At 33.2% G+C, this 23,349-nt stretch carries 20 protein-coding genes; 12 read left to right on the top strand and 8 right to left on the bottom strand.

Annotated features, from left to right (window positions below):
* The first annotated feature begins 31 nt into the window (after positions 1–31).
* The 9 genes from glmM to Q8X41_RS11785 all read left to right on the top strand — a co-directional run bounded on the left by glmM (position 32) and on the right by Q8X41_RS11785 (position 12,305).
* Positions 32–1,384 carry a phosphoglucosamine mutase gene (gene glmM, locus Q8X41_RS11825; RefSeq protein ID WP_397536541.1) on the top strand — a complete coding sequence of 451 codons (1,353 nt, stop codon included), beginning with the start codon at positions 32–34 and terminating at the stop codon, positions 1,382–1,384.
* A 779-nt stretch (positions 1,385–2,163) separates the two neighbouring features.
* On the top strand, positions 2,164–3,966 hold the full coding sequence (glmS, locus tag Q8X41_RS11820; protein ID WP_397536540.1) for a glutamine--fructose-6-phosphate transaminase (isomerizing): 1,803 nt from the start codon (positions 2,164–2,166) through the stop codon (positions 3,964–3,966).
* A gap of 832 nt (positions 3,967–4,798) precedes the next feature.
* A complete protein-coding gene (locus Q8X41_RS11815) occupies positions 4,799–5,443 on the top strand; it encodes a hypothetical protein (protein WP_397536539.1) in 645 nt (214 codons plus the stop codon).
* Between the two features lie 315 nt (positions 5,444–5,758).
* Positions 5,759–6,661, top strand: a complete 903-nt coding sequence (locus Q8X41_RS11810; protein WP_397536538.1) for a hypothetical protein — start codon at positions 5,759–5,761, stop codon at positions 6,659–6,661.
* Positions 6,662–6,683: 22 nt separating this feature from the next.
* Entirely contained in the window at positions 6,684–7,388 is a 705-nt protein-coding gene (locus Q8X41_RS11805; protein ID WP_397536537.1) for a hypothetical protein, read from the top strand.
* 782 nt (positions 7,389–8,170) lie between these two features.
* Positions 8,171–9,406 carry a chloride channel protein gene (locus Q8X41_RS11800; RefSeq protein ID WP_397536536.1) on the top strand — a complete coding sequence of 412 codons (1,236 nt, stop codon included), beginning with the start codon at positions 8,171–8,173 and terminating at the stop codon, positions 9,404–9,406.
* A 48-nt stretch (positions 9,407–9,454) separates the two neighbouring features.
* Complete coding sequence (locus Q8X41_RS11795; protein WP_397536535.1) at positions 9,455–10,042, top strand: YdeI family protein; 588 nt, start codon at positions 9,455–9,457, stop codon at positions 10,040–10,042.
* Positions 10,043–10,469: 427 nt separating this feature from the next.
* Entirely contained in the window at positions 10,470–11,399 is a 930-nt protein-coding gene (locus Q8X41_RS11790; RefSeq protein ID WP_397536534.1) for a DUF4309 domain-containing protein, read from the top strand.
* 297 nt (positions 11,400–11,696) lie between these two features.
* Positions 11,697–12,305: a class I SAM-dependent methyltransferase gene (locus Q8X41_RS11785; protein ID WP_397540260.1), complete on the top strand. Its 609-nt coding sequence runs from the start codon at positions 11,697–11,699 to the stop codon at positions 12,303–12,305.
* 320 nt (positions 12,306–12,625) lie between these two features.
* Here the strand turns inward: Q8X41_RS11785 and Q8X41_RS11780 are convergent, their stop codons facing one another.
* The 7 genes from Q8X41_RS11780 to Q8X41_RS11750 all read right to left on the bottom strand — a co-directional run bounded on the left by Q8X41_RS11780 (position 12,626) and on the right by Q8X41_RS11750 (position 19,114).
* A complete protein-coding gene (locus Q8X41_RS11780; RefSeq protein WP_397536533.1) occupies positions 12,626–13,324 on the bottom strand; it encodes an ABC transporter permease in 699 nt (232 codons plus the stop codon).
* A 61-nt stretch (positions 13,325–13,385) separates the two neighbouring features.
* Complete coding sequence (locus tag Q8X41_RS11775; protein WP_397536532.1) at positions 13,386–14,309, bottom strand: ABC transporter ATP-binding protein; 924 nt, start codon at positions 14,307–14,309, stop codon at positions 13,386–13,388.
* A gap of 96 nt (positions 14,310–14,405) precedes the next feature.
* Entirely contained in the window at positions 14,406–15,341 is a 936-nt protein-coding gene (locus tag Q8X41_RS11770; protein ID WP_397536531.1) for a sensor histidine kinase, read from the bottom strand.
* A complete protein-coding gene (locus tag Q8X41_RS11765; protein ID WP_397536530.1) occupies positions 15,342–16,046 on the bottom strand; it encodes a response regulator transcription factor in 705 nt (234 codons plus the stop codon).
* A 617-nt stretch (positions 16,047–16,663) separates the two neighbouring features.
* Positions 16,664–17,494, bottom strand: coding sequence for a DUF4097 family beta strand repeat-containing protein (locus Q8X41_RS11760; protein ID WP_397540259.1), 831 nt, complete (start codon positions 17,492–17,494; stop codon positions 16,664–16,666).
* Between the two features lie 2 nt (positions 17,495–17,496).
* Positions 17,497–18,201, bottom strand: a complete 705-nt coding sequence (locus Q8X41_RS11755) for an ABC transporter permease (protein WP_397536529.1) — start codon at positions 18,199–18,201, stop codon at positions 17,497–17,499.
* A complete protein-coding gene (locus tag Q8X41_RS11750) occupies positions 18,194–19,114 on the bottom strand; it encodes an ABC transporter ATP-binding protein (protein WP_397536528.1) in 921 nt (306 codons plus the stop codon). Before Q8X41_RS11750 ends, Q8X41_RS11755 begins: the two co-directional genes overlap by 8 nt.
* A 151-nt stretch (positions 19,115–19,265) precedes the next feature.
* Here Q8X41_RS11750 and Q8X41_RS11745 point away from each other — a divergent pair, with 151 nt between their 5' ends.
* The 3 genes from Q8X41_RS11745 (at position 19,266) to Q8X41_RS11735 (ending at position 22,633) form a co-directional block, all read left to right on the top strand.
* Entirely contained in the window at positions 19,266–19,988 is a 723-nt protein-coding gene (locus Q8X41_RS11745) for a response regulator transcription factor (protein WP_397536527.1), read from the top strand.
* On the top strand, positions 19,985–21,073 hold the full coding sequence (locus Q8X41_RS11740; RefSeq protein WP_397536526.1) for a sensor histidine kinase: 1,089 nt from the start codon (positions 19,985–19,987) through the stop codon (positions 21,071–21,073). The genes Q8X41_RS11745 and Q8X41_RS11740 overlap by 4 nt, the downstream gene beginning before the upstream one ends.
* A 474-nt stretch (positions 21,074–21,547) precedes the next feature.
* The gene (locus tag Q8X41_RS11735) at positions 21,548–22,633 is read left to right on the top strand and encodes a hypothetical protein (protein ID WP_397536525.1); all 1,086 of its coding nucleotides are present in this window, start codon (positions 21,548–21,550) and stop codon (positions 22,631–22,633) included.
* A gap of 111 nt (positions 22,634–22,744) precedes the next feature.
* Here Q8X41_RS11735 and Q8X41_RS11730 read toward each other — a convergent pair whose 3' ends face one another.
* The gene (locus Q8X41_RS11730) at positions 22,745–23,323 is read right to left on the bottom strand and encodes a TIGR00730 family Rossman fold protein (RefSeq protein WP_397536524.1); all 579 of its coding nucleotides are present in this window, start codon (positions 23,321–23,323) and stop codon (positions 22,745–22,747) included.
* Positions 23,324–23,349: the final 26 nt, after the last annotated feature.

The raw sequence follows: 23,349 nt of genomic DNA, 5'->3' as shown, positions 1-23,349 counted from the left end.
TGCAAACAGTTTTGAAGGAGAGAATGACAAAATGGGTAAATATTTCGGAACAGACGGCGTCCGCGGAGTCGCCAATAGTGAGCTAACGCCTGAGTTAGCGTTTAAATTGGGACGTTTTGGTGGATACGTTTTAACGAAAGAAACCACAGATCGTCCGAAAGTATTAATAGGACGAGATACTCGTATTTCTGGTGAAATGTTAGAAGGTGCACTTGTTGCAGGCCTATTATCAGTAGGAGCAGAAGTAATGCGTTTAGGTGTTATTAGTACACCAGGGGTTGCTTATTTAACAAGAGTAATGAGTGCTCAAGCAGGTGTGATGATTTCAGCATCTCACAATCCTGTAGCAGACAACGGCATTAAATTCTTTGGTCCAGATGGTTTTAAACTTTCAGATGCACAAGAAGAAGAAATTGAAGCTTTACTAGACCAAGAACATGATGATCTACCACGACCTACTGGAGCAGATTTAGGTTCGGTTAGCGATTACTTTGAAGGTGGCCAAAAATACATTCAATATTTAAAACAAACTGTATATGAAGATTTTACAGATATCCATATTGCATTAGACTGTGCTCATGGTGCAACATCATCATTGGCTACACATTTATTTGCAGATTTAGAGGCAGACTTATCAACAATGGGATCTTCTCCAAACGGTTTGAATATTAATGATGGTGTTGGTTCTACACATCCTGAAAAATTAGCAAATCTTGTAGTGGAAAAAGGTGCTAATGTAGGGTTAGCATTTGATGGCGATGGTGATCGTTTAATCGCAGTTGATGAAAATGGGCAAATTGTTGATGGCGACCAAATTATGTACATTTGTGCTAAGCATCTACACGAAAAAGGTATGCTCAAACAAGATACAGTCGTATCAACAGTTATGAGTAATATGGGTTTCTACAAAGGTTTAGAAGAACATGGCATGCATAGCGTGCAAACTAAAGTTGGCGATCGTTATGTAGTAGAAGCTATGCGTGAAGGTAATTATAACGTTGGTGGCGAACAATCAGGCCATATCGTATTTTTAGACTATAACACAACAGGTGATGGTTTACTTACAGGTTTACAGTTAGTCAATACGATGAAAGAGACAGGCAAAAAATTATCAGAACTTGCTTCTGAAATGACAATTTTCCCACAAAAACTAATTAACGTTCGAGTTACTGATAAATATACTGTGAAAGAAAATGAAAAAGTAGCTGCAATCATTGCACAAGTTGAACAAGAAATGAATGGCGATGGACGAGTATTAGTTAGACCTTCAGGTACAGAACCATTAGTTCGAGTTATGGTGGAAGCACCATCAAGTGAACTTTGCGAAACTTATTGCACACGAATTGCGGATGTCGTTCGTGAAGAAATGGAATTAAAGGATTAATTCATTCACAACAAGGAATAGAAATCACAAATGAACGATTCCTTGCATTAACATAGTTAAGGAGATATTCTCAAAGAACTTTTGAGGATATCTCTTTTTATGTTTGGCGCTTTTAAATTTGATTATTGGTATTTGAAAGGAATAGTTATTGTGCGCTTAGCGCGCTGGCACTGTGCAAAAAAGATTTTAACATAGATTTATGTTTAATAATTCTTTCTTGCGGAAAGATATAAAATGTGGGATAAAAATGAACTGAAACCGCAAAGGACTTATTTAATAGTAGATTAAGTAGGAATAGTAAAAAGGAATCTTTTTTATAAAAAGTGCAACAAAATTGGAATTTGTTGCGTATTATATAATGATTAATTATTTTTTGAAATTGTAAACCTTTTCAATGCATGTTTGTAATTGACTATGAATAGTGTTTTCAGTATGATGAAATTGCTGATGAATTTAAAAGGTCTAACCTTTTCATTCGATTAGTAAAATGCTAAGGAGGATCGTATCGAAGCATAAAATCGGAAAACAGTTATAGCGCCAGTACTGAAGAAATAGAGCGTACAATCTTCAGTAGACGAGGTGGAGGAGTATCGAAAATTTCGGCGGATGCCTCCCGATCGCCAATGCCCGATCGTTATCTTACTTTTAAATTACCTCAAGCAATTGAGTAGACAAAGGAGTAAGAAGGCAAAATAGCAGCTACAATATACGTGTACTTCGCCTATTAAGGGGAAGTGGATTTCTTGTGGCTAATTTTGCAAAGCTCGGAGGAAAAATATATGTGTGGAATTGTTGGATATAATGGCTTACTTGATGCCAAAGAAATTTTATTAAAAGGTTTAGAAAAACTAGAGTATCGCGGGTATGATTCTGCTGGTATTGCGTTAAGTAATGCTGAAGGTGTATCCGTTTTTAAAGAAAAAGGTCGTATTGCAGATTTACGTAAAGTAGTGGATCCTACAGTAGAAGCAACTGTTGGGATTGGACATACACGTTGGGCAACTCATGGTGTACCAAATCGTCGCAATGCTCACCCTCATCAAAGTGCTTCAGGTCGTTTCACTTTAGTACACAATGGGGTATTAGAAAATTATCACCTATTACAAGACGAATTTTTGCAAGGCGTTGAGATGCAATCTGAAACAGATACAGAAGTGCTAGTACAACTTGTAGAAAAATTTGTGAAAGACGGCATGACTACTGAAGATGCTTTCCGTCACACATTATCGCTTGTTCACGGTTCTTATGCACTTGCATTATTGGACGCAGAAGATCCAGAAACAATCTTTGTAGCAAAAAATAAAAGCCCATTACTTGTGGGTGTAGGTGAAGGCTTTAATGTTGTCGCATCAGATGCAATGGCAATGTTACAAGTCACAAACCAATTCATCGAACTAAATGACAAAGAAGTTGTTATCGTAACGAAAGAATCTGTAACGATTAAAAAACTAGATGGCACTGTAGTAGAACGTGCTCCATTTACAGCTGAATTAGATATGAGCGATATTGAAAAAGGCACATATCCTCACTACATGCTAAAAGAAATCGACGAACAACCGGTTGTTGTACGTAAAATTATCCAAGCTTATCAAAATGAAGAAGGTGAATTATCTATCCCTTCTGAAATTGCGAAAGCATTACATGAAGCAGATCGTTTATATATTATTGCAGCAGGCACAAGCTATCATGCTGGTCTTGTTGGGAAACAATATTTTGAAAAAATCGCAGGCATTCCTGTAGAAGTTCATATTTCAAGTGAATTTGGCTACAACATGCCACTTTTATCGAAAAAACCATTCTTCATCTTCATCTCACAATCAGGTGAAACTGCAGACAGTCGCCAAGTGCTAGTGAAGATTAAAGAACTTGGCTACCCAGCATTAACAATTACAAACGTACCTGGCTCTACTTTATCTCGTGAAGCAGATTACACATTGCTATTACATGCAGGTCCTGAAATTGCCGTAGCATCAACAAAGGCTTACGTAGCCCAAGTAGCAGTCCTTGCAATTGTTGCCTATGTAGAAGCACAATCACAAGGCAAACAACTAGACTTTGATCTGAAAGCGGAACTTGCAATTGTTGCAAATGGTATTCAATCAATGGTTGATGACAAGGATGGATTGAAAAAGATTTCAGATTCATTCTTAGCTACAACACGAAATGCATTCTTTATCGGTCGTATCGTAGACTTCTACGTAAGCCTTGAAGGTGCATTAAAACTAAAAGAAATCTCTTACATCCAAGCAGAAGGATTTGCAGGTGGCGAACTAAAACACGGTACAATCGCGCTAATTGAAGATGGTACGCCAGTATTCGCTCTAATCACTCAAAAAGACGTGAGCCTGAACCTTCGCGGAAACGTCAAAGAAGTAGTAGCACGTGGCGCCAACCCATGTATTATCTCAATGGAAGGTATGGAAGAAGCAGGCGACACAATCGTCCTACCACAAGTACACCAACTTCTAACACCACTTGTATCCGTAGTAGCCCTACAATTAATTAGCTACTATGCAGCACTATACCGTGGTTGCGATGTTGATAAACCACGTAACTTGGCTAAATCCGTTACTGTTGAGTAGTTTGGATTTTAAAGCTGAATTTTGAGTTATACCTAATACTGTCACTACTTATAATTATGTTTGTCATATAAATATAAGTTGTTGTGACACATAGATTCACCTTGATACCGCGGTAAACCACCCTGTATCAAGGTTTTCTATTTTTTATCTCCAATAGTATTTTGTAAGTGTAATTCACTAAAAATAATTAAAGTAACAGTTAAGGTTTATAATTTATATTGGCATTATTCTATTCGTCTTGGGTTTTGATAACTATATAGTGTCAGATACGATAAAAGATTCATTTCCAACAAAGGATAATAATAAACGATTTAATCCCCCGAATTGCTCCTCCTTGTATAGCATCAATTCAAGATTAGAACGTACACCTTCAAAATATGAAGATATTATCAATGAATTAGAAATGGTAATCAATAAAGTTGTAGCTACAAGTTACAACGAACAATTAATAATGTTTAGACGTCAAAATATCGTCAATATAATAAATAACAACCGTTTGCTAGGAAAAACAAAAGTTAACAATATAAATTTTAGAACATGTTTAATCCTGAACATGTTCTTTTTATTTGTAATTAAATTGAATTAAGGAAAAAACAGATTAGGTATTTCTATCTTTTTAACTGAGTAACAGGAGTGTTATTCTATTATTATCATCAATTAAAAAGGATCTTCATACGAAAGATCCCATCAATCTTATTCCTAACAATCCATGTCCTGATTGTTATTAGTAAAGTTACCCTATAATCATTAGGTAGTGTAAGGATTCTAATTATTTTAGTGTTCCTGATAAAAGTAAAATTAGTTGAGCTAAGTTTAAAAGGAGTTGGGTATTATGAATGCAAAGTATAAATTAAATAAATCTATTTCTCCATCCTTTAAAATATCCAAGTACAATAATCAAAAGTTGGCAAAATTTAAATTTCAAAAAGAAAAATTTACTAATTATTTAGAGAAAAAATATGCAATGCAACGAAATACGCTCGAAACACCAGCTATCAGAAGTATAAGAAGGCACGATAGATTGATAAATAACATTTTGGGCAGTACAAATAAGCAAATGGAAAAGTTACATGCCACAGAAAAACAATTGAACTATGCACAAAGTACTGTAGGTTTAGCGAGTATGCAAACGGAAAGCCTACGAGCAATAGAAGATAAATGGAAAATAGGACAACGTGCAACAGGCTTAGCAGGTATGAACACAGAAAGCCTACGAGCAATAGAAGATAAATGGCATTTTGAAAAAAGTGCAGCTGGGTTAGCAAGTAAGCAAATAGATGCTATGCGTGTCATACAAAATCATTGGAGTGGATCTTTTAAGACACTCCTTGTAGATTTGGATGATAAATCTGAAGCTTATCGTACAATGCAGTATGAACTTTTATCTAAAGCACAAGAAAACCAATGGTTTTTAGATGAAGAACTAGTAGACATATGCCTAGAAGATAAGATAGATGAAGAAGATACAGCATTTTAGGTTTCTGTTTTTTTAGATGATTGTTTAGTTACAGTAGATATTAATATGACAGGGAGTTCGATATTGAACAATCAAAAGTAAGTTAAACAGCAAGGAAAAAAGAAATTTGAGCGTAATTGTAAAGCAATCTTAGGATCATGTACTTATGAAACAATAGAGCAATTGAAAAAATCATGTACCCATAGAAAAGTTAGGCACTGCCTAACTTTTCACAGCAGCCGCTTTTTTTTTGCCGAAAAAATAAGGTTCGCTCTAAAAAAAACATAATTATAACCGATAGAAATAATTGTAAACAAAGAAAGTGTGTTATATTAAATGAAAAAATTGTTAATTACTGTTTTTAGCATGTTATGTTTCTTTTTATTATCATCAATTACATCTTCTGCTGATACATTACCGGAAAATGTAATTGATATTGAAAGAAATGATAGTACTAATTTCTCCACTCCGCTTAAATCTTATTACTCTGTTGTTGAAAATGAATCAGATATTAAAACTTATAAAATCTTTTTAGGTCAAAATGCTTCCGAAAAACTAACTTTAATGACATCTGATTTGAGTGGAACAAATCCTAAAAAAACATATGATGTTGAAATTACGGATGAAGAAGGAACTTTAATATCTGCCAAAAATGGTATGGGACGTTATCCCGAATATGATCCTAAAACAGTTTCAGTTGTATATACTCCTGGCGTGAGTCAACTACAGTTTAAAACTGAAACTGCTGGATATTATTATGTCCACGTTAAACCTTCTAATGATGGTAAAACACAATATCCTTATAACGTTCGCATTCTTGTGGGAGAACCTTTCTATTTGAATGCTAGTAAACCTTATGATGTTAAGTTAAACTCTATTTATTTAACTCAATCAGCTTCATCAAGTACTCAATCTTTCGATTTATCAAATACTTCTGCTATACCAGCAGACGCTATATTAACAGATTTTACTGTTTATGGAACAGAAACAAATAGAGTGATTGTTTCAAACCTCTATGGTATTACAAGAAGTTTAAAACCAAATTCTCAACTTTCATGGATCAATACATCTTATCCGTTTTATTCAACTAATGGTGTATTATGGGATCAGCCAAAAAATGCGCAAATTAAAATGCGCCAACCATTTACTTTTAAAAAATCTGCGCCAATTTTAGGTTCTGGAACGTATTCATTAACTAATGCTTATATTTCAATGAGTTATAAACATGAATTAAAATAAATGTGAAAAAGGGTGGTATCAGTTGATTAACAAAATGGGATTGATATCTTCTAATACATTAGGTGCCATAAATAGAAGTGGAATTGTAAAAAATAATATGCCAACGATGCCCAATACAAGTATAAAAAGTGCTGGTGTACAAGAAATTAATATGAGTAATTCAACCAATGGAAATCGATTATATGTAGATTCTAACTATAATTTATCCCTTGAAAATGGTCAGGTTTACAGTGTGCAAACAATCTATGGACTTACAAATTACAAATTCCATGCAGCAACAGCTACTACAGATGATTATGTACAGTTATTGTATTTTGACAACCATATATCAGATCAGAAACGAGTTGCTTTAGAACGGACGAGACAATTCTTGCAGGACTTACAAACTTTTGCAGAAACCGGTAATGCGGCTTATTTGGACACAGCACGAGACAATAGCGAAGTATTAGCTATGTTTGAAACATTTGGTATAACACCTGATACACCATTCACACTTAATGGGAATCCTCATCGATATCGAATTGATGATGCTGGGTTAATGCATGATGTAGATACAGAAACAAATATCGTAAAAGAGAAAGACTGGCGTAAATATGGTCATAATGAAGACACAATTTTTGTCGCAGATGGCGTAGAGTATCGAATGGACGAAAATGGAAAGCTTCCATTACCAGATGATTTTATCTACAAATATGAAAAGTTTAAGATTATTAAGCCTTCAAAATAATTCTGTATACTCATACATTCAAAACTAAAAATAGGCTCCAAAATGGCTGTTTGGGAGACGAACAAAAAGAAAAGCGACAAACCTAATAACAACAAGGTTTGTCGTTTTTTTCTGATGGCGTTTATGCACAATATTATTCATGTAACATAAAGTTGTGACTGCCAAAGGGGATACAGTGCTGAAAGTGTAAAATTTAATGAAAAATCATCTCGCAATTACTGTAGTATGATTATTGAGCCTCTGGGAATAATAGCGAAACATTTTAATTAAATGAAATAGTTGTAGAAGAGCCAACTCAAATTATCTGAATATCTCTTCGTAGATATACTGTTTCGTTTCCAACTTTATTCGCATTACTTTTTTTACCATTTTATTTTTTTTATTTGTACGTTTCCAACTTTTTTTGTACTATACATCTTTTGTTGAATGACAACAAAGTAGGATACTGACACGTTCGACCAAATTTAATAATCATGGGCACGATTCAATTTTATTGGATCGTGCTTTTTATTAGTTTGATAACAAATAATTGGAATTTTTAGTAAATACTTTTGGGATTGTTGGAGGTGAAAATAAGAGACTCCCCGTATTTTGATCAATCTGTAGCGTGCTTTTAATCAAAGTTTATTCCAAACCTACAATTTAGACAGGGAATTACTAGCCCTTTCAAGGTAAAGTCTAGTATAGTTATATCGATATTAAAATTACGTGTATTTCAAATGAATATTGTTACTTAATGCAACTAGTGAGTTTAATATACATGAAAAAGTGGTGATTTTATTTTGAATGAGAAGTATTCTAAAATAATCGGATTACTTGTTTATGGTTTAATTCTAAGTGGGATAATCGGTTGTATATCTTCTGTTTTTTTAATTTTAGTTAATGGCTTGGCAGATTTTTTATGGACTGATATATCCAATGAATTAAAAGTACCTGCTATTTATACATTATTATTATGTATTTTTGGAGGTGTTTTAGTAGGTGTTAGCAGGTATAAGTGGGGGAACCTACCTAAAACAGCTAATGATGCTATTGTTGAATTAAAAACAACTCAAAGAATGGACTATTCAAATATATATATCAATTTTTTAATTGCTTTTTTAATTTTAATCTTTGGTGCAAGTGTAGGTCCTGCAGCAGCCGTATTAAGTTCTGTTATTGCGTTATCGGTATGGCAGGGAGATAAAATGCGTTACTTTTATTTTTCCTACAACGAATTGAAAAAGGAATCTTGGTTAATTAGACTAAAAAAATTAGCTTTACCTCATAAATACCTTATTCCCTATAATCCTGATCAGGCTCCTAAAGAGAAAAAACTACTCTTATTTAAGAAATTATTCTATATGTTGTTTATCGTTAACGGTATAGTGACCTTTATGTTTTTTATAAAAATATCAGATCAACCCCCTTTTGTAACAAAGTTAGGGGAAACTAATTGGGGTTTGGATGAATTGTATCTTTTTATTCCTTTAGTTTTGATTGGTATTTTGTTTAGTAAACTTTATAAACTAATGGAAATAGCGATGAATAAACTCTTTTCTAAAATAAACAATAAAATTATTTTAAGTGCTGTTATCGGTGGTATTGGTATTGGTTTAATGTCTTTAATCGCTCCTAAACTACTTTTTTCGGGCCAACTTTCTATGCAAGATTTACCTAGTTTAGTACCGACACTTTCAGTTGCTACTTTAATTTTAGGTTCTGTTTTAAAATTGATTTTTATGGAGTTTTGTTTAAAGTCAGGTTGGATTGGTGGAAATGTTTTACCAGTTATATTTGCTTCCATTTTACAGGGCTACGCTATCGCGACTTTTTTCCCACAACTAGATATGCTCTTTATCGTAGCTGTTATAGGTTGTAGTGCTTCGATTGCTATTTTAAAGACACCATTACTAGTAGGAGTGGCTCTGATGCTATTTTTCCCGAAAGAGTTAGCCCCGGTTATATTAATCATTGTGGCTTTATTTATTTGGTTAAGTAGAATGAGAAAAAAATTTCCGCAAAAAGTAACTGCTTAATTTTAGTTGGAGATGCTGTTTTGAAAAATTAAAGAGGGGTGTTCCTTGATGACAAATAGTAGAATGAATCCTAAGGTTGATGAGTATTTAAGTAAATCAAAAAAGTGGAAAGAAGAATATGAGAAGTTGAGAAATATTGTTCTTGACTGTGAGCTGACCGAAGAATTTAAGTGGATGCACCCTTGTTATACGTTTGAGAATAAAAACATAGTGTTAATACATGGATTTAAAGAGTATTGTGCGTTTCTGTTTCACAAAGGTGCTTTGTTAAAGGATCCCAATGGAATTCTAATCCAACAAACGGAGAATGTGCAGGCAGCTCGCCAGATTCGCTTCACCAATGTGCAAGAAATAGTCGAGATGGAACCCATTTTAAAAGCCTATATTAATGAAGCTATTGAAATTGAAAAAGCAGGGTTGAAAGTGAATATGAACACAGATATCATAATCCCAGAAGAACTTCAAACTAAATTTGAGGAAATTCCTGAATTGAAAACTGCTTTTGAAGCATTGACGCCAGGACGACAACGAGCATACGTTTTTTATTTTTCGGGGGCCAAGCAAGCCAAAACTCGAGCGTCAAGGGTTGAAAAATATATTCAGCAAATCCTCGATGGAAAGGGATTAAATGATTAGATATTTTCTTTGAATAGGGGATTCCAAATTTAATCAATCTTTACTGACTTTGTACTCAAATAATAAAATAATTTAAAACATAATAAAGTCCATAGAAATTAAGAGCCGACACTGTAATAAATATAGTGTCGGCTTTTTTTATAAATGCACAAATGAATTAGAAACTCATAACATAATAACTGTTACGGCAGATTCTAAATGCGAAATGGTAAAAAGCTCCTTTTTGAATTCATTCAAATGAAAAGATGATCCATGAATAAGCTGTTACATTTAGTTGAAAAGGTTCTATATACAATATAAATAAAAATAAAATTACAAATTTGTTTTATTTTTATTTATATTGTATACAAAATGAAATCTTTGTAATATAATTGTAACATAAATAAGGGAATTATTTATCTAACTTAAAAAATAAGGTGGAATTTCAATGAATAATTTAACTAAAACAAAAAAAGTATTAATCGCTACTACACTTTCTGTAGCGCTGTTAAATGGAGTAAGTAATGTAAGTTTTGCATCTGCTGTTGATCATAAAACTACTAATTCTAATCATCAGACTAAAGCGTCTAAACAAGCAGCTAGTTTGAAACAAGTAATGAAACTAGCAAAAAAAGGTGAAAATAAAAACGATAAAGATGTGCTTGCAATTCGTTTAAACACAGTAAAAGCGACTCTAGGAAAACCAGCAAAAGAAATTGAATATAAGGGAGCACATTTTGTTACATATAAAGCTGGGAATTATGAACTGAATTTTGAATTCCCTAGTGTATACAGTTATACGAATGATAAAAATCCGAAAGTAACAAGTTACAATGTCCATCAAACTAAAGCATCTAAACAAGCAGCTAGTTTGAAACAAGTAATGAAACTAGCAAAAAAAGGTGAAAATAAAAACGATAAAGCTGTACTTGATATTCGTTTAAACACTGTAAAAGCGACTCTAGGAAAACCAGCAAAAGAAGTTGAATATAAGGGAGCGCATTTTGTTACTTATAAAGCAGGAAAGTATGAACTAAATTTTGAATTCCCTAGTGTATACAGCTATACGAATGATAAAAATCCGAAAGTAACAAGTTACAATGTCCATCAAACTAAAGCATCTAAACAAGCAACTAGTTTACAACAAGTAATGAAACTAGCAAAAAAAGGTGAAAATAAAAACGATAAAGCTATACTTGCAATTCGTTTAAACACTGTAAAAGCGACTCTAGGAAAACCAGCAAAAGAAATTGAATATAAAGGAGCGCATCTTGTTACATATAAAGCAGGGAATTATAAACTAACATTTGAATTCCCTAGTATATACAATGATGCCAATGACAAAAATCCAAAAGTAGATAGTTACAATGTTTATTAGTATTATTGAAATAAAGTTATGATGGATTCTCTCCCCTTTAGATAACCTTATCTAAAGGGGTTTTTATGTTTAACAGAAAAGAATTTTAAAAGGAGATACTAGGTTTTAAGTAGTATCTCCTTTGTGTTTTTGAGTGAAGAATTATCTTTTTTTCAAATTGGTTGTTTTTCTTCTATAACAAATGTATTTTGATTGTGGAAAATTAGGATAAAGTTAGGATGTTTCTATTAAATTAAAGGAGATAATGACAATAGAGTGGAATATAAAGGTGATGCGAAGTCGAAAGGTGGAATGAAATTGAACTTATTAAATAGGTTGATAGAACAAGCTAAGAATCCAAATGGAATCATAGGTTCATTTATGTTAAATATAATGAATACTGCTCATACTGAAATGAACAAATGGGCTTTCGAGAAGATGAAAATTAGTGGAAATGCGGTAATGTTGGACATAGGTTGTGGAGGAGGTAAAGCAATACAATTAATGTCCAAAATTAATACATACGGTAAAATATACGGTATAGATTATTCTGAACAGGCAGTAAAAGATTCAATAAGAGCAAATAAAACAGATGTAGCTACAGGTAAAGTATACGTTCAGCAAGCTAGTGTGACTGACATCCCATTTCCCGAAAATGAATTTGATATAATTACTGCATTTCAAACACATTACTTTTGGTCTGATTTAGAAAATGGTATAAAAGAAGTTTTTAGAGTATTGAAATCAGAAGGTAGTTTCTTAATCATTGCTGAGAAATATAAAATTAACTATCACATGAAATCCTATAAAACCAAGGAAGAATTAGAGCAATTGTTTAAAAAATCTGGGTTTAATAAAGTAGAATTTTATGAAAATGTAAATAAAAAGTGGATTTGTATGAAAGGATTTAAAATTGATAAAGTTTAGACATCGTTTAGTAATTTATATTTCATTAAGTAGCAGGGGAATCTCTTGATTTATTGTGACATAAAAATAAACCACGACACAGTTCTTACACCTGTAGCATGGTTTTTTGTTTTTTCTTAGCCCATTTATTATCGATACTCTTACGTTTTACCTAAAAATAATGAGAATAAACTTTATAATAAACAATAATATGCCAAATATCATTCCTGATATGATACCTAATTCCATTTCTTCTGCTCCTTAATTCATCTATTAATCAATTCCATCGTAACAAAAGTATCCAATGCAAGTTCTTTGATGAAAGGATCCGGATTCTTTACTTAATTTAAATCCATACGGTCAACATTCCGAATAGCTAACACAACAATACCAAGAGCAATTAATGCCAAGGCAAGAGGGATATAAATAATATTGGCTAATGAGAAATTCGGACCCATTGATTGGCATGTCACACCAACGATTAAAAGTGAAGAAACAATCGTTGCTGGTGTAGAATATTTTTTCATCCCGAAATAGAGAGGTACAAGTGCCGCTATTGCAGTCGTTAAGCTAAACATGATTACTTTTATGAATTCGGCCAAAAAATCACTTGAAGATAAACTTATTGCAGAAATAAAATGAAAAATTTGATTCAATCCAATAAAACCAGTAATTACTACTGTATGTGAAATTGTCATTGCAATGAATGTGATAAAAACGATAATAATCAATTTTGCGCTAAGGATTGTTTTTCGATTGATTGGATAGGAAAACATAATGAGAATTGTTCGATTCTTATACTCACTAATAATCATTTTTGAAATAAGAACAGCGGCAAATACTATAAAAACACCTCTAACCATTGCTCCACTTACCGTAAAAATTCCTGTCATATCTTTTAACATTTCAGTACCTTCACTTTTTTCAAGTACAGAAATCATACATAAACAAAACAGAATGAGTATAGTTGCAAGAATGGCACCTTTGATAAACCATCCTAATTTAAACTTTTTTGACTCAAGTCTTATTAATTGAAACAAAATGATCGGCTCCTTAACTTTTAATATGTTACTCCATTGTCCTATTCTCTTTGTAGAAAAGTTAACTCACTACCTGATCTAACTCAACTTTTTTTATGAAATACTCTTCTAATGTTGTCTGTTTTTTATCAATAGACTCAATGTCGATATCTTCAAGTATTAGTGTCTTAGAAATAGTCGATTGAGGCACTTCTGCTGCATAGATTCGAATGGTTTGATCATCAACGACCTTCAAGTTATTAATACCGAGTTTATCATGCAGAACCATGGTTGCCTTCCGCTGATTACTTGTCACTAACTCAATATAGTCTGTATTTCTCGCCTTTATCGCATCCATTGATGCCTCTTCAATCAGTTTGCCACTTTTAATGACACCGATCGTGTCTGCGATTTGCTCAATCTCACCAATAATGTGACTGGAGACGAGCAAGGTCATACCGTATTCTTGATTAAGCATCTTAAATAATTTTCTCATTGCCTTAATTCCAGCTGGATCTAGACCATTAATCGGCTCATCTAGAATCAAGAATTCTGGTTTTGTGATAATGGCTCTGGCGACACAAAGACGCTGTCTCATCCCTAGTGAAAAATCTTTAGGTAGCTTATTCTCCACATTTTCAAGTCCCACACGATCCAAAGCATCGCGAATTGCCTGCTTATTATGGTATCCCATATAAGTACAATGCATTTCTAAGTTTTCCCGTGCAGTCATTTTCTCATAAAAAATAGGGTATTCTATCATACTGCCTATTCTCTTCAAGTAATCGAAAGAATCATGTTTGAGTGGTTTTCCGAAGATTGTAATCTCGCCATGTGAAGGCTTAATCACATTGGTTAGCATCTTCATAATGGTCGATTTACCAGCACCATTCGGGCCAAGAAATCCGTAAATCTCACCTTGTCTAATATTCATTGTTACATCGGACACAACATCATGCCCTTGGAAAGTTTTTGTTAAATTTCTTGTCTGTACAACATAGTCCATGATGACCCTCCTCGTTTTCTACCTGTTTTCATTCTAGCAAGCGTCCCTTGCTTTTTTCTGTCTTAATTCTTACGAAAATCTTAAGAAACCAGATGGCTAAATATTCAGACGCTTCAATGAAAATGTAAATGATGTCTTTTCAAATGGTATGGATTGTATTGAAATGTTTCCTTGCATTTCTTCAACCAGTCTTTTTGTAATGGTTAAACCTAGACCACTGCCTTGGAAGGCTTTATTTCTTGATTCTTCAAGTGTGAACATACGTTCAAATACACGCTCCTGCTCCGTTTCATTAATTCCTTTTCCTTTATCAGAAACTTCGACATAGACTCTCGTTTCATCATAGAACACCCTTAAACCGATCATCTTGCCATCAGCACCATAGCGAAGACCATTTGAAATTAAGTTATTTAATATACGGTTTAATGCTTCTTCATTACCGAGAGCAAAAACGGGCTTTTCGGGTATCTCAATGATCACTTCTAATCCTTTTATTTGGATCCATTCATAGAACAATAGCATATTATTTTTACAAATTTCAGTTAGATTTACTTTTTCAAGCGGAATATCTTTATCACCGGATTCTAACATAGCCAAGTCGAAGAATGTGTTCATTAACGTAATGAGTTCTAATGTTTTACCTTGTACTTGTTCTAGTAAACGCACTCTTTCTTGTTCATTCATTTGAGGTTGGTTCTGAAGCATTTCAATATAGCCTGCGATCACTGTAAGTGGCGTTTTAAGATCATGAGAGACATTCGCCAACATCCGTTTCATGGAGGCTTCCATTTTTTTATACTGACGTACATTTTCTTGATAATCGTCGACAATTTGATTTAACATATCTAGCATCTCTATGAGGTGCTTATCATCCGTTACAATGAGAACTCTCTCATTTGATTGTGAGGCTTTCATCTGTTCAACTTTAGTTGTTATATAAGCGAGATTCTTGTTTCTTACCTTCTTAGATTGATATTGATAGCCTATAAAAATAAGAAGGACCACTATGACACAGCTTAATATAGTAATCATTTAAAATTCTCCCAGCTTGTACCCGATCCCCCATACTGTTTTGATATAGGTTTGTTTCGATGGGGTATCCTCGATTTTTTCTCTAAGTCGGCTTATGTGAACATTAATAATATTTTCATCACCAAAGTAGTCGTCCTCCCAAACGGAACGATAAATCTGTTCTTTTGTAAAAACCTTTTTTTGATTTTCAAAAAACAAACAAAGAATCTTCCATTCTTTAGATGTTAAGTTGATTTCAATGCCGTTCTTTGTCGCACTATGATTCTCCGTATCCAATTCAATCTCATGTACTTTGATTATTGATGTATTTCGTTCTATTTGAGGAACTATGTACTGTGTGGATCTTCTTATGGCAGCTTTCACTCTTGCTGCAAGCTCGACCATTGAAAACGGCTTAGTGATATAATCATCTGCTCCTAAACCAAGACCTAATGCTTTATCCACTTCGCTATCTTTTGCTGACATAATAATTACGGGAATGTAACTCTTAGTTCGCACCATTTGAAGAAAGTCCATACCATTTAACTTTGGCAACATTAAGTCTAATAAAACCAAATCATAATGCTCATGCTTAAAGGTATTCATGGCTTCCTCTCCATCAAAGGCACATGTAACATTAAAGGCCTCGTTAGTTAAATATGTTTTTACCATATTACTAATAGCCGGATCATCTTCAACAAGTAAAATAGTTTTTGTTTTCTGCATCAAAAACCAACGCCTTTCCTGTAATACTTACAATTACATTTATTTTCTAGTATTTATTTTCACATAATACAGAAAACTTTCAACTAAATTTAAAATTTTAAAAAATAAACAACTATATTTTCAACTATCAACCTTAATTGTAAAAGAAAAGATAATGGCATAAGGAAAAATCCAAATAGGTTATTCGTCTCCTTCTATTCAATTGGAAAAATCCGGCTATTATTATGAATGACTTTCCTTTTAAAAGATGAGGAAAAGAAACGTCAGGAGTAGAGAAAGAACCGTCTTTGGAATGTCTATGTGTTTAGACTTTGGAGGTGATGGAGAATGGAAAGAAGGTATTAAGTTAGAAATTCGTAAATCATTCAAAAAAATGTTGAATGAAAAAAGCCTGAAACTGGCACATTCAATTGGGAAATTAAAAGTAAAGCACGACTCAATTTTTATTGAATCGTGCTTTTTTGTGGGATAAAGGATTTTGCCCAGCTATTTTATTTGAACTTTAAGAAAATCGAGTTCCTGACTTTTACTTTTATAATGTGAAGAAGCGGGGGTGCAAGTTTGAAAGTATCTCAGCACCAAACTTTTTGTTTTAAAATATTTGTTATTTCACGTTTCTATTTAATCACAATGCTACCATCTTCCGTTTCAGTAGAAAGTATATTAGTGCCATCGCCAATAATATGTGTTTTCTTATCATATTTTGGTAGCTTAATCTTAATATCACCCGCACCTGAATTCTTTAGTTGAAGTGAAGTTGGTGTTTTTTTATATTGGATTCCAATGTCTCCTGAAACGCTTTTTACATGTAAACTTGGTTGTTCTGTAGCATCTGTCATTTTGATTTGGCCATCAACCGTTTGGATCGATTGGGTTGAGCCAGTACTCTCTTTTATAGCAACATCACCGGAACTTGTTGTAATCGATAAGTTTTCGATTGCACTTTTAACGATTGTCGCATTGCCATCTTTCATATGAAATTCAGCATTCGTTATATCTGTGTTTTTTAGATTGGCAGAGCCTGAAGACATTTCCGCTTGTACCTTATCCAATCTCAAATTTTGAATAGTGAAATCACCATCAGCATTGTTAAGTGTAAGTGTTTTACTTTGAGCTTTGGGTAATTGCACGACAATAGTTGGTGTTGGACGAAAGTGAATATAGTCTTTCCATTTTTTCTTATGTTGTGGTTCTTTAATGGAGAATTTATTGTTTTCTTCGGTGATTATCACCATTTTTTTATTTAATTTAGGTCCTTTTAATTGAACGTGTATTTTATCATCAGGTGAGTCGGCAATATCGATATTTAACTCATTAAGTGTCACATCAATATTTGGCATTGCTTCATACTTACCAATAGTTATTGTCTCAGTAGATTGTTTCATAAAAAGAATAGCAACTGTACTCATTATGACAAGTAACAATAGTATAAATAGCTTTTTCTGCATCACTATCCCACATCCTTTATATCGATATTGCGGAATGATAAATAGGCAATGGCAATTCCAAACAGTGATAAGATAATTGGAATAAATACAACATTCGTTAAGCTGAATGTCTCACTGCCATTTGAAACCGTTGAGTTAATTAAAAAGGCGATAATGACAGCAGAAGTAATAGTAGTAGCTGTCGATTTTTTTCGCATTCCGAAAATTAATGGAATTAAAGAAATTGCGCCCATCATTAGTGAGTTAGTTATCGTTGTTGGCAATGTAGCAAATAAATCTTGTAGTGTTACTGTCCCTTCAAATAATCCAAGTGAAGGCTGTAAAAAGTATGTAATAATTTGCATGATCCAAATGTTAGCAAATAAACTCCCTACAGTAAAAAGGTAAGCGAGTATTAACTTAGCAAATAAAAGCTTTTTACGTTGTATAGGGTAGGTAAACATTACTTGCATCGTTTTCGTACGAAATTCCGAAATGATCAGGCGAGATAATATAACACTACCAAAAATTATAAAAGTAATATTTGATATAATGTTAAATAGTGACATAAATTCTTGGAATGAGCTCATTGCCCCATCTACATCATTTTTTGAGCCGAGAGAAATTAAAGCCATAAAGGCATAAATGCCAATAATACAGAAGAGAAAGCTTTTAAAATAACGTGCCATATGATGCTTTTGCCATTCAAGTTTTAATAGATTAAGCATTTTGTTTACCTCCATTAATACGATTTACAAAGTATTCTTCTAGAGATTGATGCAAAGTTTCAACCTCATTTACATCAACACCATTTAGTACTAAATGTTTTGTTAATGTTGCCGGCTTTTCATATACTTTTTGAATATGCAGGGTTGTGGCGTCAATGATCTGAACATTAGCGTTGAACTCTTCTTCCAATAATTGTTTAGCTTTTGTAGTATCACTGACGACCATTTCAACCGTTGAGTGTGTTTTATTACGTAGGGAATGCATAGGAATTTCCTCAATCAGTTCACCGTGATTTAAAACCCCTATCGTATCTGCAATGGATTCGATTTCTGAGACGATATGGCTCGAAATTAAAATTGTCATACCATATTGTTGTTTTAGCATAACAAGTAGCTCCCTCACTTCTTTAATACCAATTGGGTCTAGACCATTAATGGGCTCATCTAAAATTAAAATTTTTGGTTTAGTAACAATGGCACGTGCAATAGCAAGACGTTGACGCATACCAAGAGAAAATTCTTGTACCTTTTTCTTTTTACTTTGTTGTAAACCTACAATATCTAACACTTTCTTTATATGATTCATGTCTTTATAACCCATATAAGAACAGTGCATTTGCAAATTTTTATATGCAGTAAGTTCTTCATAAAAAATCGGATATTCAATGAGACTGCCAATGCCTTTTAAATATTCGTATGAAGTAGCTATAATTGATTGATTTTGAATTTTTATTTCACCAGATGTTGGTTTTATTAAATTTAATAGCATTTTCATAATCGTAGTTTTACCAGCACCATTTGGCCCAAGAAAGCCATAAATTTCACCGGCTTTAATATTCATACTTACTTGGTTAATAACAGGTTCGAGTGTAAAGCGTTTTGTTAATTGATGTGTTTGAATAATATATTCCATAAAAAAGCCTCCCGTTTATATTGCTTAATTACATCGTAAAAGATGAAAGTAAAAATAAAGTAAAGAGACAGGAAAATGAAAATAATTTTTGCTTGGAAGATAGTATTACTTAGAAAATTAGATAAGATAGAAGGAGAAAAGAGGGAATAAAATGACATATGATGAAAGAATTTTAATTGTGGATGATGAAGTTGGCATTTTAAAAATGCTTGAAATCACATTGCAAAAAGAGCATTTTACATATATTGAAACTGCGTCGACGAAAACGGAAGCACTTCAGGCTTTAGGGAAGAAGGAGTTTGATATTATTTTATTGGATGTTATGTTGCCAGATGGTGATGGATTTGAGTTATGTTCATCTATCCGTCAACAAACAACAGCGCCAATTTTATTTATTAGTGCACGTTCTAGTGATTTTGATAAATTAACTGGCCTAAGTGTGGGGGGCGATGATTATATTACAAAGCCATTTAATCCACTTGAAGTTGTAGCAAGAATACGAGCAATTATACGACGCCAACGAGTGTATGAAAAAAAGTCAGTACATTCTGAAAGAAAGACATATACATATGACACGTTCGCATTTTCACCAGATGAGGCTTTATTAACTGTTCATGGGGAAGTAGTTCAAGCTACCGCAAAAGAATTAGAATTACTGCATTTCTTTTTCAAAAATCCAAACCGCGTATTTACGACTTCACAAATTTATGAGCTTGTTTGGGGAGAAGATTTGTTTGGCGAGGAAAAAACCGTAACAATTTATATTGCAAAGTTGCGTAAAAAATTGAGGGATAATACGAGAAAGCCAACAATTATTGTGAACTTACGAGGTATTGGCTATAAATTTATTCCGCCGACAGGTGATGCTAAATGAAAATTCAACAACGATTTATTCTGCATCTATTATTAGGCTTTATCGTTTGGCTATTACTTTTAACGTTTACAGTGCCACTTGTGATGGAGGGGATTTTGCCGAAGCTTGGGTTAAATGGTGAGCGCTATCAATGGTTTGTAATGATTATCATTGGTTTGGATACAATCTTATGCATTATATGGTTTGGCTGGTATTTTGGCAGCCCCTTATTACTTATAATGAAGTGGATTGATCAATTAGTGAATGAAGATTTTTCGCCGCTTAAAGACTGCGAAAAAATTTATTCACGTAAAGGGAAATTAAAAATGCGTTATCGTTTATATCAAGAAGTTATCACACATCTTGATCGTATGCGGGAACAATTGCAAAAGGCAAAGGTTGAGCGTGCCGAACTAGAGAAGGCAAAGCGTGATTGGATAGCTGGAATTTCACACGATTTAAAAACACCATTAACGTATATTAAAGGTTATTCAACATTATTATTAAATCCTGATTATGATTGGTCAAAAGAGGAACAGCGTAATTTTGTTCAAGAAATTGATGATAAGGGGACCCATATGGAGCAACTTGTACAAGACTTGAATTTAGCGTTGCGCCTTGAAGATTCACAGTCTCTACCCATTCGTAAAACAACTCAAAATATTGTAACGTTTGTCCAACAAGTTTTAGCTGATGTTAGCAATGATTTACGTGCACAAAAGCACCACTTTGAATTGCATGCGGAAGTAGATGATTTAGCTTTAGTGTTTGACCCGTATTTACTTAAACGATCACTGCAAAATATCTATATGAATGCAGTGATCTATAATGATATACCTGTTATGATTACAACCACACTCGAGATACAACAAAATTTTTTAACGATCATTATCCAAGACAATGGGATAGGTATGACAGAGGAAACACAACAAAATTTGTTTAATCGTTATTATCGAGGTACAACAACCGAACAAAAATCTGAAGGAACAGGCTTGGGTATGGCAATTGTGAAAAGTTTAATAGAGGCCCATGAAGGAATAATTACAGTAGAGAGTGCATTAAGGCAAGGAACAAAATTCACCATAACCTTACCTCTTTTAAAGTAGTTGCCAATATCATTCTTTCTTCAATGTAGGTAAACAGAAAAAACGCCACAATTTCAGAGGTTAATCAGGCTTCGGGAGGGAGCTTTTGCTTTAAGAATATGCAACGCGCTTTTATACGTATTCTTAAAGCTAGCAAAAAGACTTAGATAGTGAATTTTAGAAATTACTATATAATCTAGCTAGAATATTAAAGGTGGTATTAAATCGGAATTTAATGCCATCTTTTCTTTTTGTCTCATACAATTATAGTGATGATATTTTCTGATGTTTTTAGTTAAGAAAATAGCAGAAAATAATATAAGTAAAATAAGCTTTGGGGAGGAAAACATACTTTCCTAGAGAAGGTATATAATTCTTCGCCATTGTAGAAGAGATAAAAATTTTAATATAAAATGGAAAATGAAGGTTTATATGTATTAAAATAGAATGTTATAAGGTGTAAGAATTAAATTTTTGATAAAAAGGAGAATTTAATTGAGGAAAAAAACAAAAAATGTATTGGCTGTATTTGGAATTGGATGTTTATCTACAACTATTCTTCTCATCAGCTTAGTTTTCCTTGGCATAAACGTAGTAAAAGATCGCTTTGGATCTTCCGATAGAGAATTGATTCATTATGTGAAAGATAGATATGGTGTTAATGTGGAGATTGTCAGCAATACTGGGAGAATACCAGGCAGTGGTGGGCTGATGTTTGAAGATGCCCGTGTTCGTACATTGGATAAAGATCAACTGGAATTTGATATACATATTAACTTAACTAACATGATTACTGGTGATACATATAAACAAGTGAAGAAAAAACATGATTTATACGAAAAGTATCGAAGCTCTGATATTTTTCAAAAGTTAAAAACAATAGGTTTTAAAGATATCGAATTTGGAATTGAGGCAGATGATCCGCCCTTATCTCTATCCTTACCAGATGGAATGGATTTGGCTGATACTCGAAATTTTGCCATGCTGTTTGAGGCTTTACCTTTACTAAAACAGCTCAAAGAAGAAACAGCAAAAGAAGAAAATTATGTTTTGAATAGGGTATCAATTGATGCAGCTATATTGGATTTGAATAAGCAGTATAAATCATCGGAAGATTTAGGAAACCAATTAGCTGTTTCCAATGTTGAAGAATTTTCCTATCAATTTGATGGCATATCGGAACAAGAATTGAAGAAAATTAAGCCTCAATTATTGAACTATGGTTTTAGTAAAAACGGGATGCTTGAGTGCTATAAAATGGTTAATTATCATGATTGCCATTCCTATGCACTAACAGTACAAGCAAATAGTGAAGATGATTCTATTAGTTCTTTGCGCTATGACCGTGTCAAAGATAAGAAAATAATCCTTAAAGCGATTCATCAAGCAAGAGAACTTAAAATTCCAGTAAAGAAGATCATTATTAATAGTATTTACGTACCGAATAAACCTGAATATCAATATGAGTCAGAAAGTAAACTAAAAGAACAATATGAAGATGTGCATTTTTATTATACAAAAGTTGAGATAAGGGATTTAGACACGATTGATAAAATCGAGGATATTAAGTTTTTCTATTGAAATACTGAATATAGTACTGAATGGAGTATAGGTGCATTAATTGAATTGCAAAAAAAGGAATATATAAAATTAAGGCACCATTTCAAAAAGAATGGTGCCTTCCTAATTGTCTTAAGCGTTTTCCTTAATATAAGTTTTCACAGATGGTGGCTCATATGTAGATAATTGATCGAGCAGTTCCTTTGGCTCTTCATTTACAAGTGCCATTGAACGGTATTGTTCATGCAAAAATTTCTCATCAGCCATATGATTAAATAACGTGATAAGCGGATCATAATAGTGATTAATATTTAAGAGACCACATGGTTTACGATGAAGTCCTAATTGAGCCCAAGTAAAAACTTCAAAGAACTCTTCTAAAGTTCCTGGACCACCAGGCAAAGCTACGAATCCATCTGCCAAATCAGCCATTTTTGCTTTTCTCTCATGCATAGAATCTACGACGATCAACTCTGACAAGTTCTTATGAGATATCTCTCTCTTTTCCAAAAAACTGGGCATAACACCAATTACATATCCGCCTTCTTCTAAAACGGAATTTGCAACAGCGCCCATAACGCCAACATTAGCACCACCATAAACAAGCGCAATATTTCGTTTAGCTATTTCTTTACCAAGTTTTTTAGCACCTTCTATATAGGCATCTGATGCGCCATTACTTGATCCACAAAATACAGCTAACTTTTTCATAACATCGCCTCCTAAAAATACCAGAC

It is taken from the genome of Rummeliibacillus pycnus (assembly GCF_044359855.1).
Lineage (GTDB): Bacteria > Bacillota > Bacilli > Bacillales_A > Planococcaceae > Rummeliibacillus > Rummeliibacillus pycnus_A.
Note: the sequence above shows the minus strand (reverse complement) of the source record. Positions and strands in the feature narration are given on the sequence as shown.

What these genes read in the sequence shown, in the direction of transcription:
- glmM (WP_397536541.1), top strand. Translation starts at nt 32, where the DNA reads ATGGGTAAATATTTCGGAACAGACGGCGTCCGCGGAGTCGCCAATAGT.
- glmS (WP_397536540.1), top strand. Translation starts at nt 2,164, where the DNA reads ATGTGTGGAATTGTTGGATATAATGGCTTACTTGATGCCAAAGAAATT.
- Q8X41_RS11815 (WP_397536539.1), top strand. Translation starts at nt 4,799, where the DNA reads ATGAATGCAAAGTATAAATTAAATAAATCTATTTCTCCATCCTTTAAA.
- Q8X41_RS11810 (WP_397536538.1), top strand. Translation starts at nt 5,759, where the DNA reads ATGAAAAAATTGTTAATTACTGTTTTTAGCATGTTATGTTTCTTTTTA.
- Q8X41_RS11795 (WP_397536535.1), top strand. Translation starts at nt 9,455, where the DNA reads ATGACAAATAGTAGAATGAATCCTAAGGTTGATGAGTATTTAAGTAAA.
- Q8X41_RS11790 (WP_397536534.1), top strand. Translation starts at nt 10,470, where the DNA reads ATGAATAATTTAACTAAAACAAAAAAAGTATTAATCGCTACTACACTT.
- Q8X41_RS11775 (WP_397536532.1), bottom strand. Translation starts at nt 14,309, where the DNA reads ATGGACTATGTTGTACAGACAAGAAATTTAACAAAAACTTTCCAAGGG.
- Q8X41_RS11770 (WP_397536531.1), bottom strand. Translation starts at nt 15,341, where the DNA reads ATGATTACTATATTAAGCTGTGTCATAGTGGTCCTTCTTATTTTTATA.
- Q8X41_RS11765 (WP_397536530.1), bottom strand. Translation starts at nt 16,046, where the DNA reads ATGCAGAAAACAAAAACTATTTTACTTGTTGAAGATGATCCGGCTATT.
- Q8X41_RS11760 (WP_397540259.1), bottom strand. Translation starts at nt 17,494, where the DNA reads ATGCAGAAAAAGCTATTTATACTATTGTTACTTGTCATAATGAGTACA.
- Q8X41_RS11755 (WP_397536529.1), bottom strand. Translation starts at nt 18,201, where the DNA reads ATGCTTAATCTATTAAAACTTGAATGGCAAAAGCATCATATGGCACGT.
- Q8X41_RS11750 (WP_397536528.1), bottom strand. Translation starts at nt 19,114, where the DNA reads ATGGAATATATTATTCAAACACATCAATTAACAAAACGCTTTACACTC.
- Q8X41_RS11745 (WP_397536527.1), top strand. Translation starts at nt 19,266, where the DNA reads ATGACATATGATGAAAGAATTTTAATTGTGGATGATGAAGTTGGCATT.
- Q8X41_RS11740 (WP_397536526.1), top strand. Translation starts at nt 19,985, where the DNA reads ATGAAAATTCAACAACGATTTATTCTGCATCTATTATTAGGCTTTATC.
- Q8X41_RS11730 (WP_397536524.1), bottom strand. Translation starts at nt 23,323, where the DNA reads ATGAAAAAGTTAGCTGTATTTTGTGGATCAAGTAATGGCGCATCAGAT.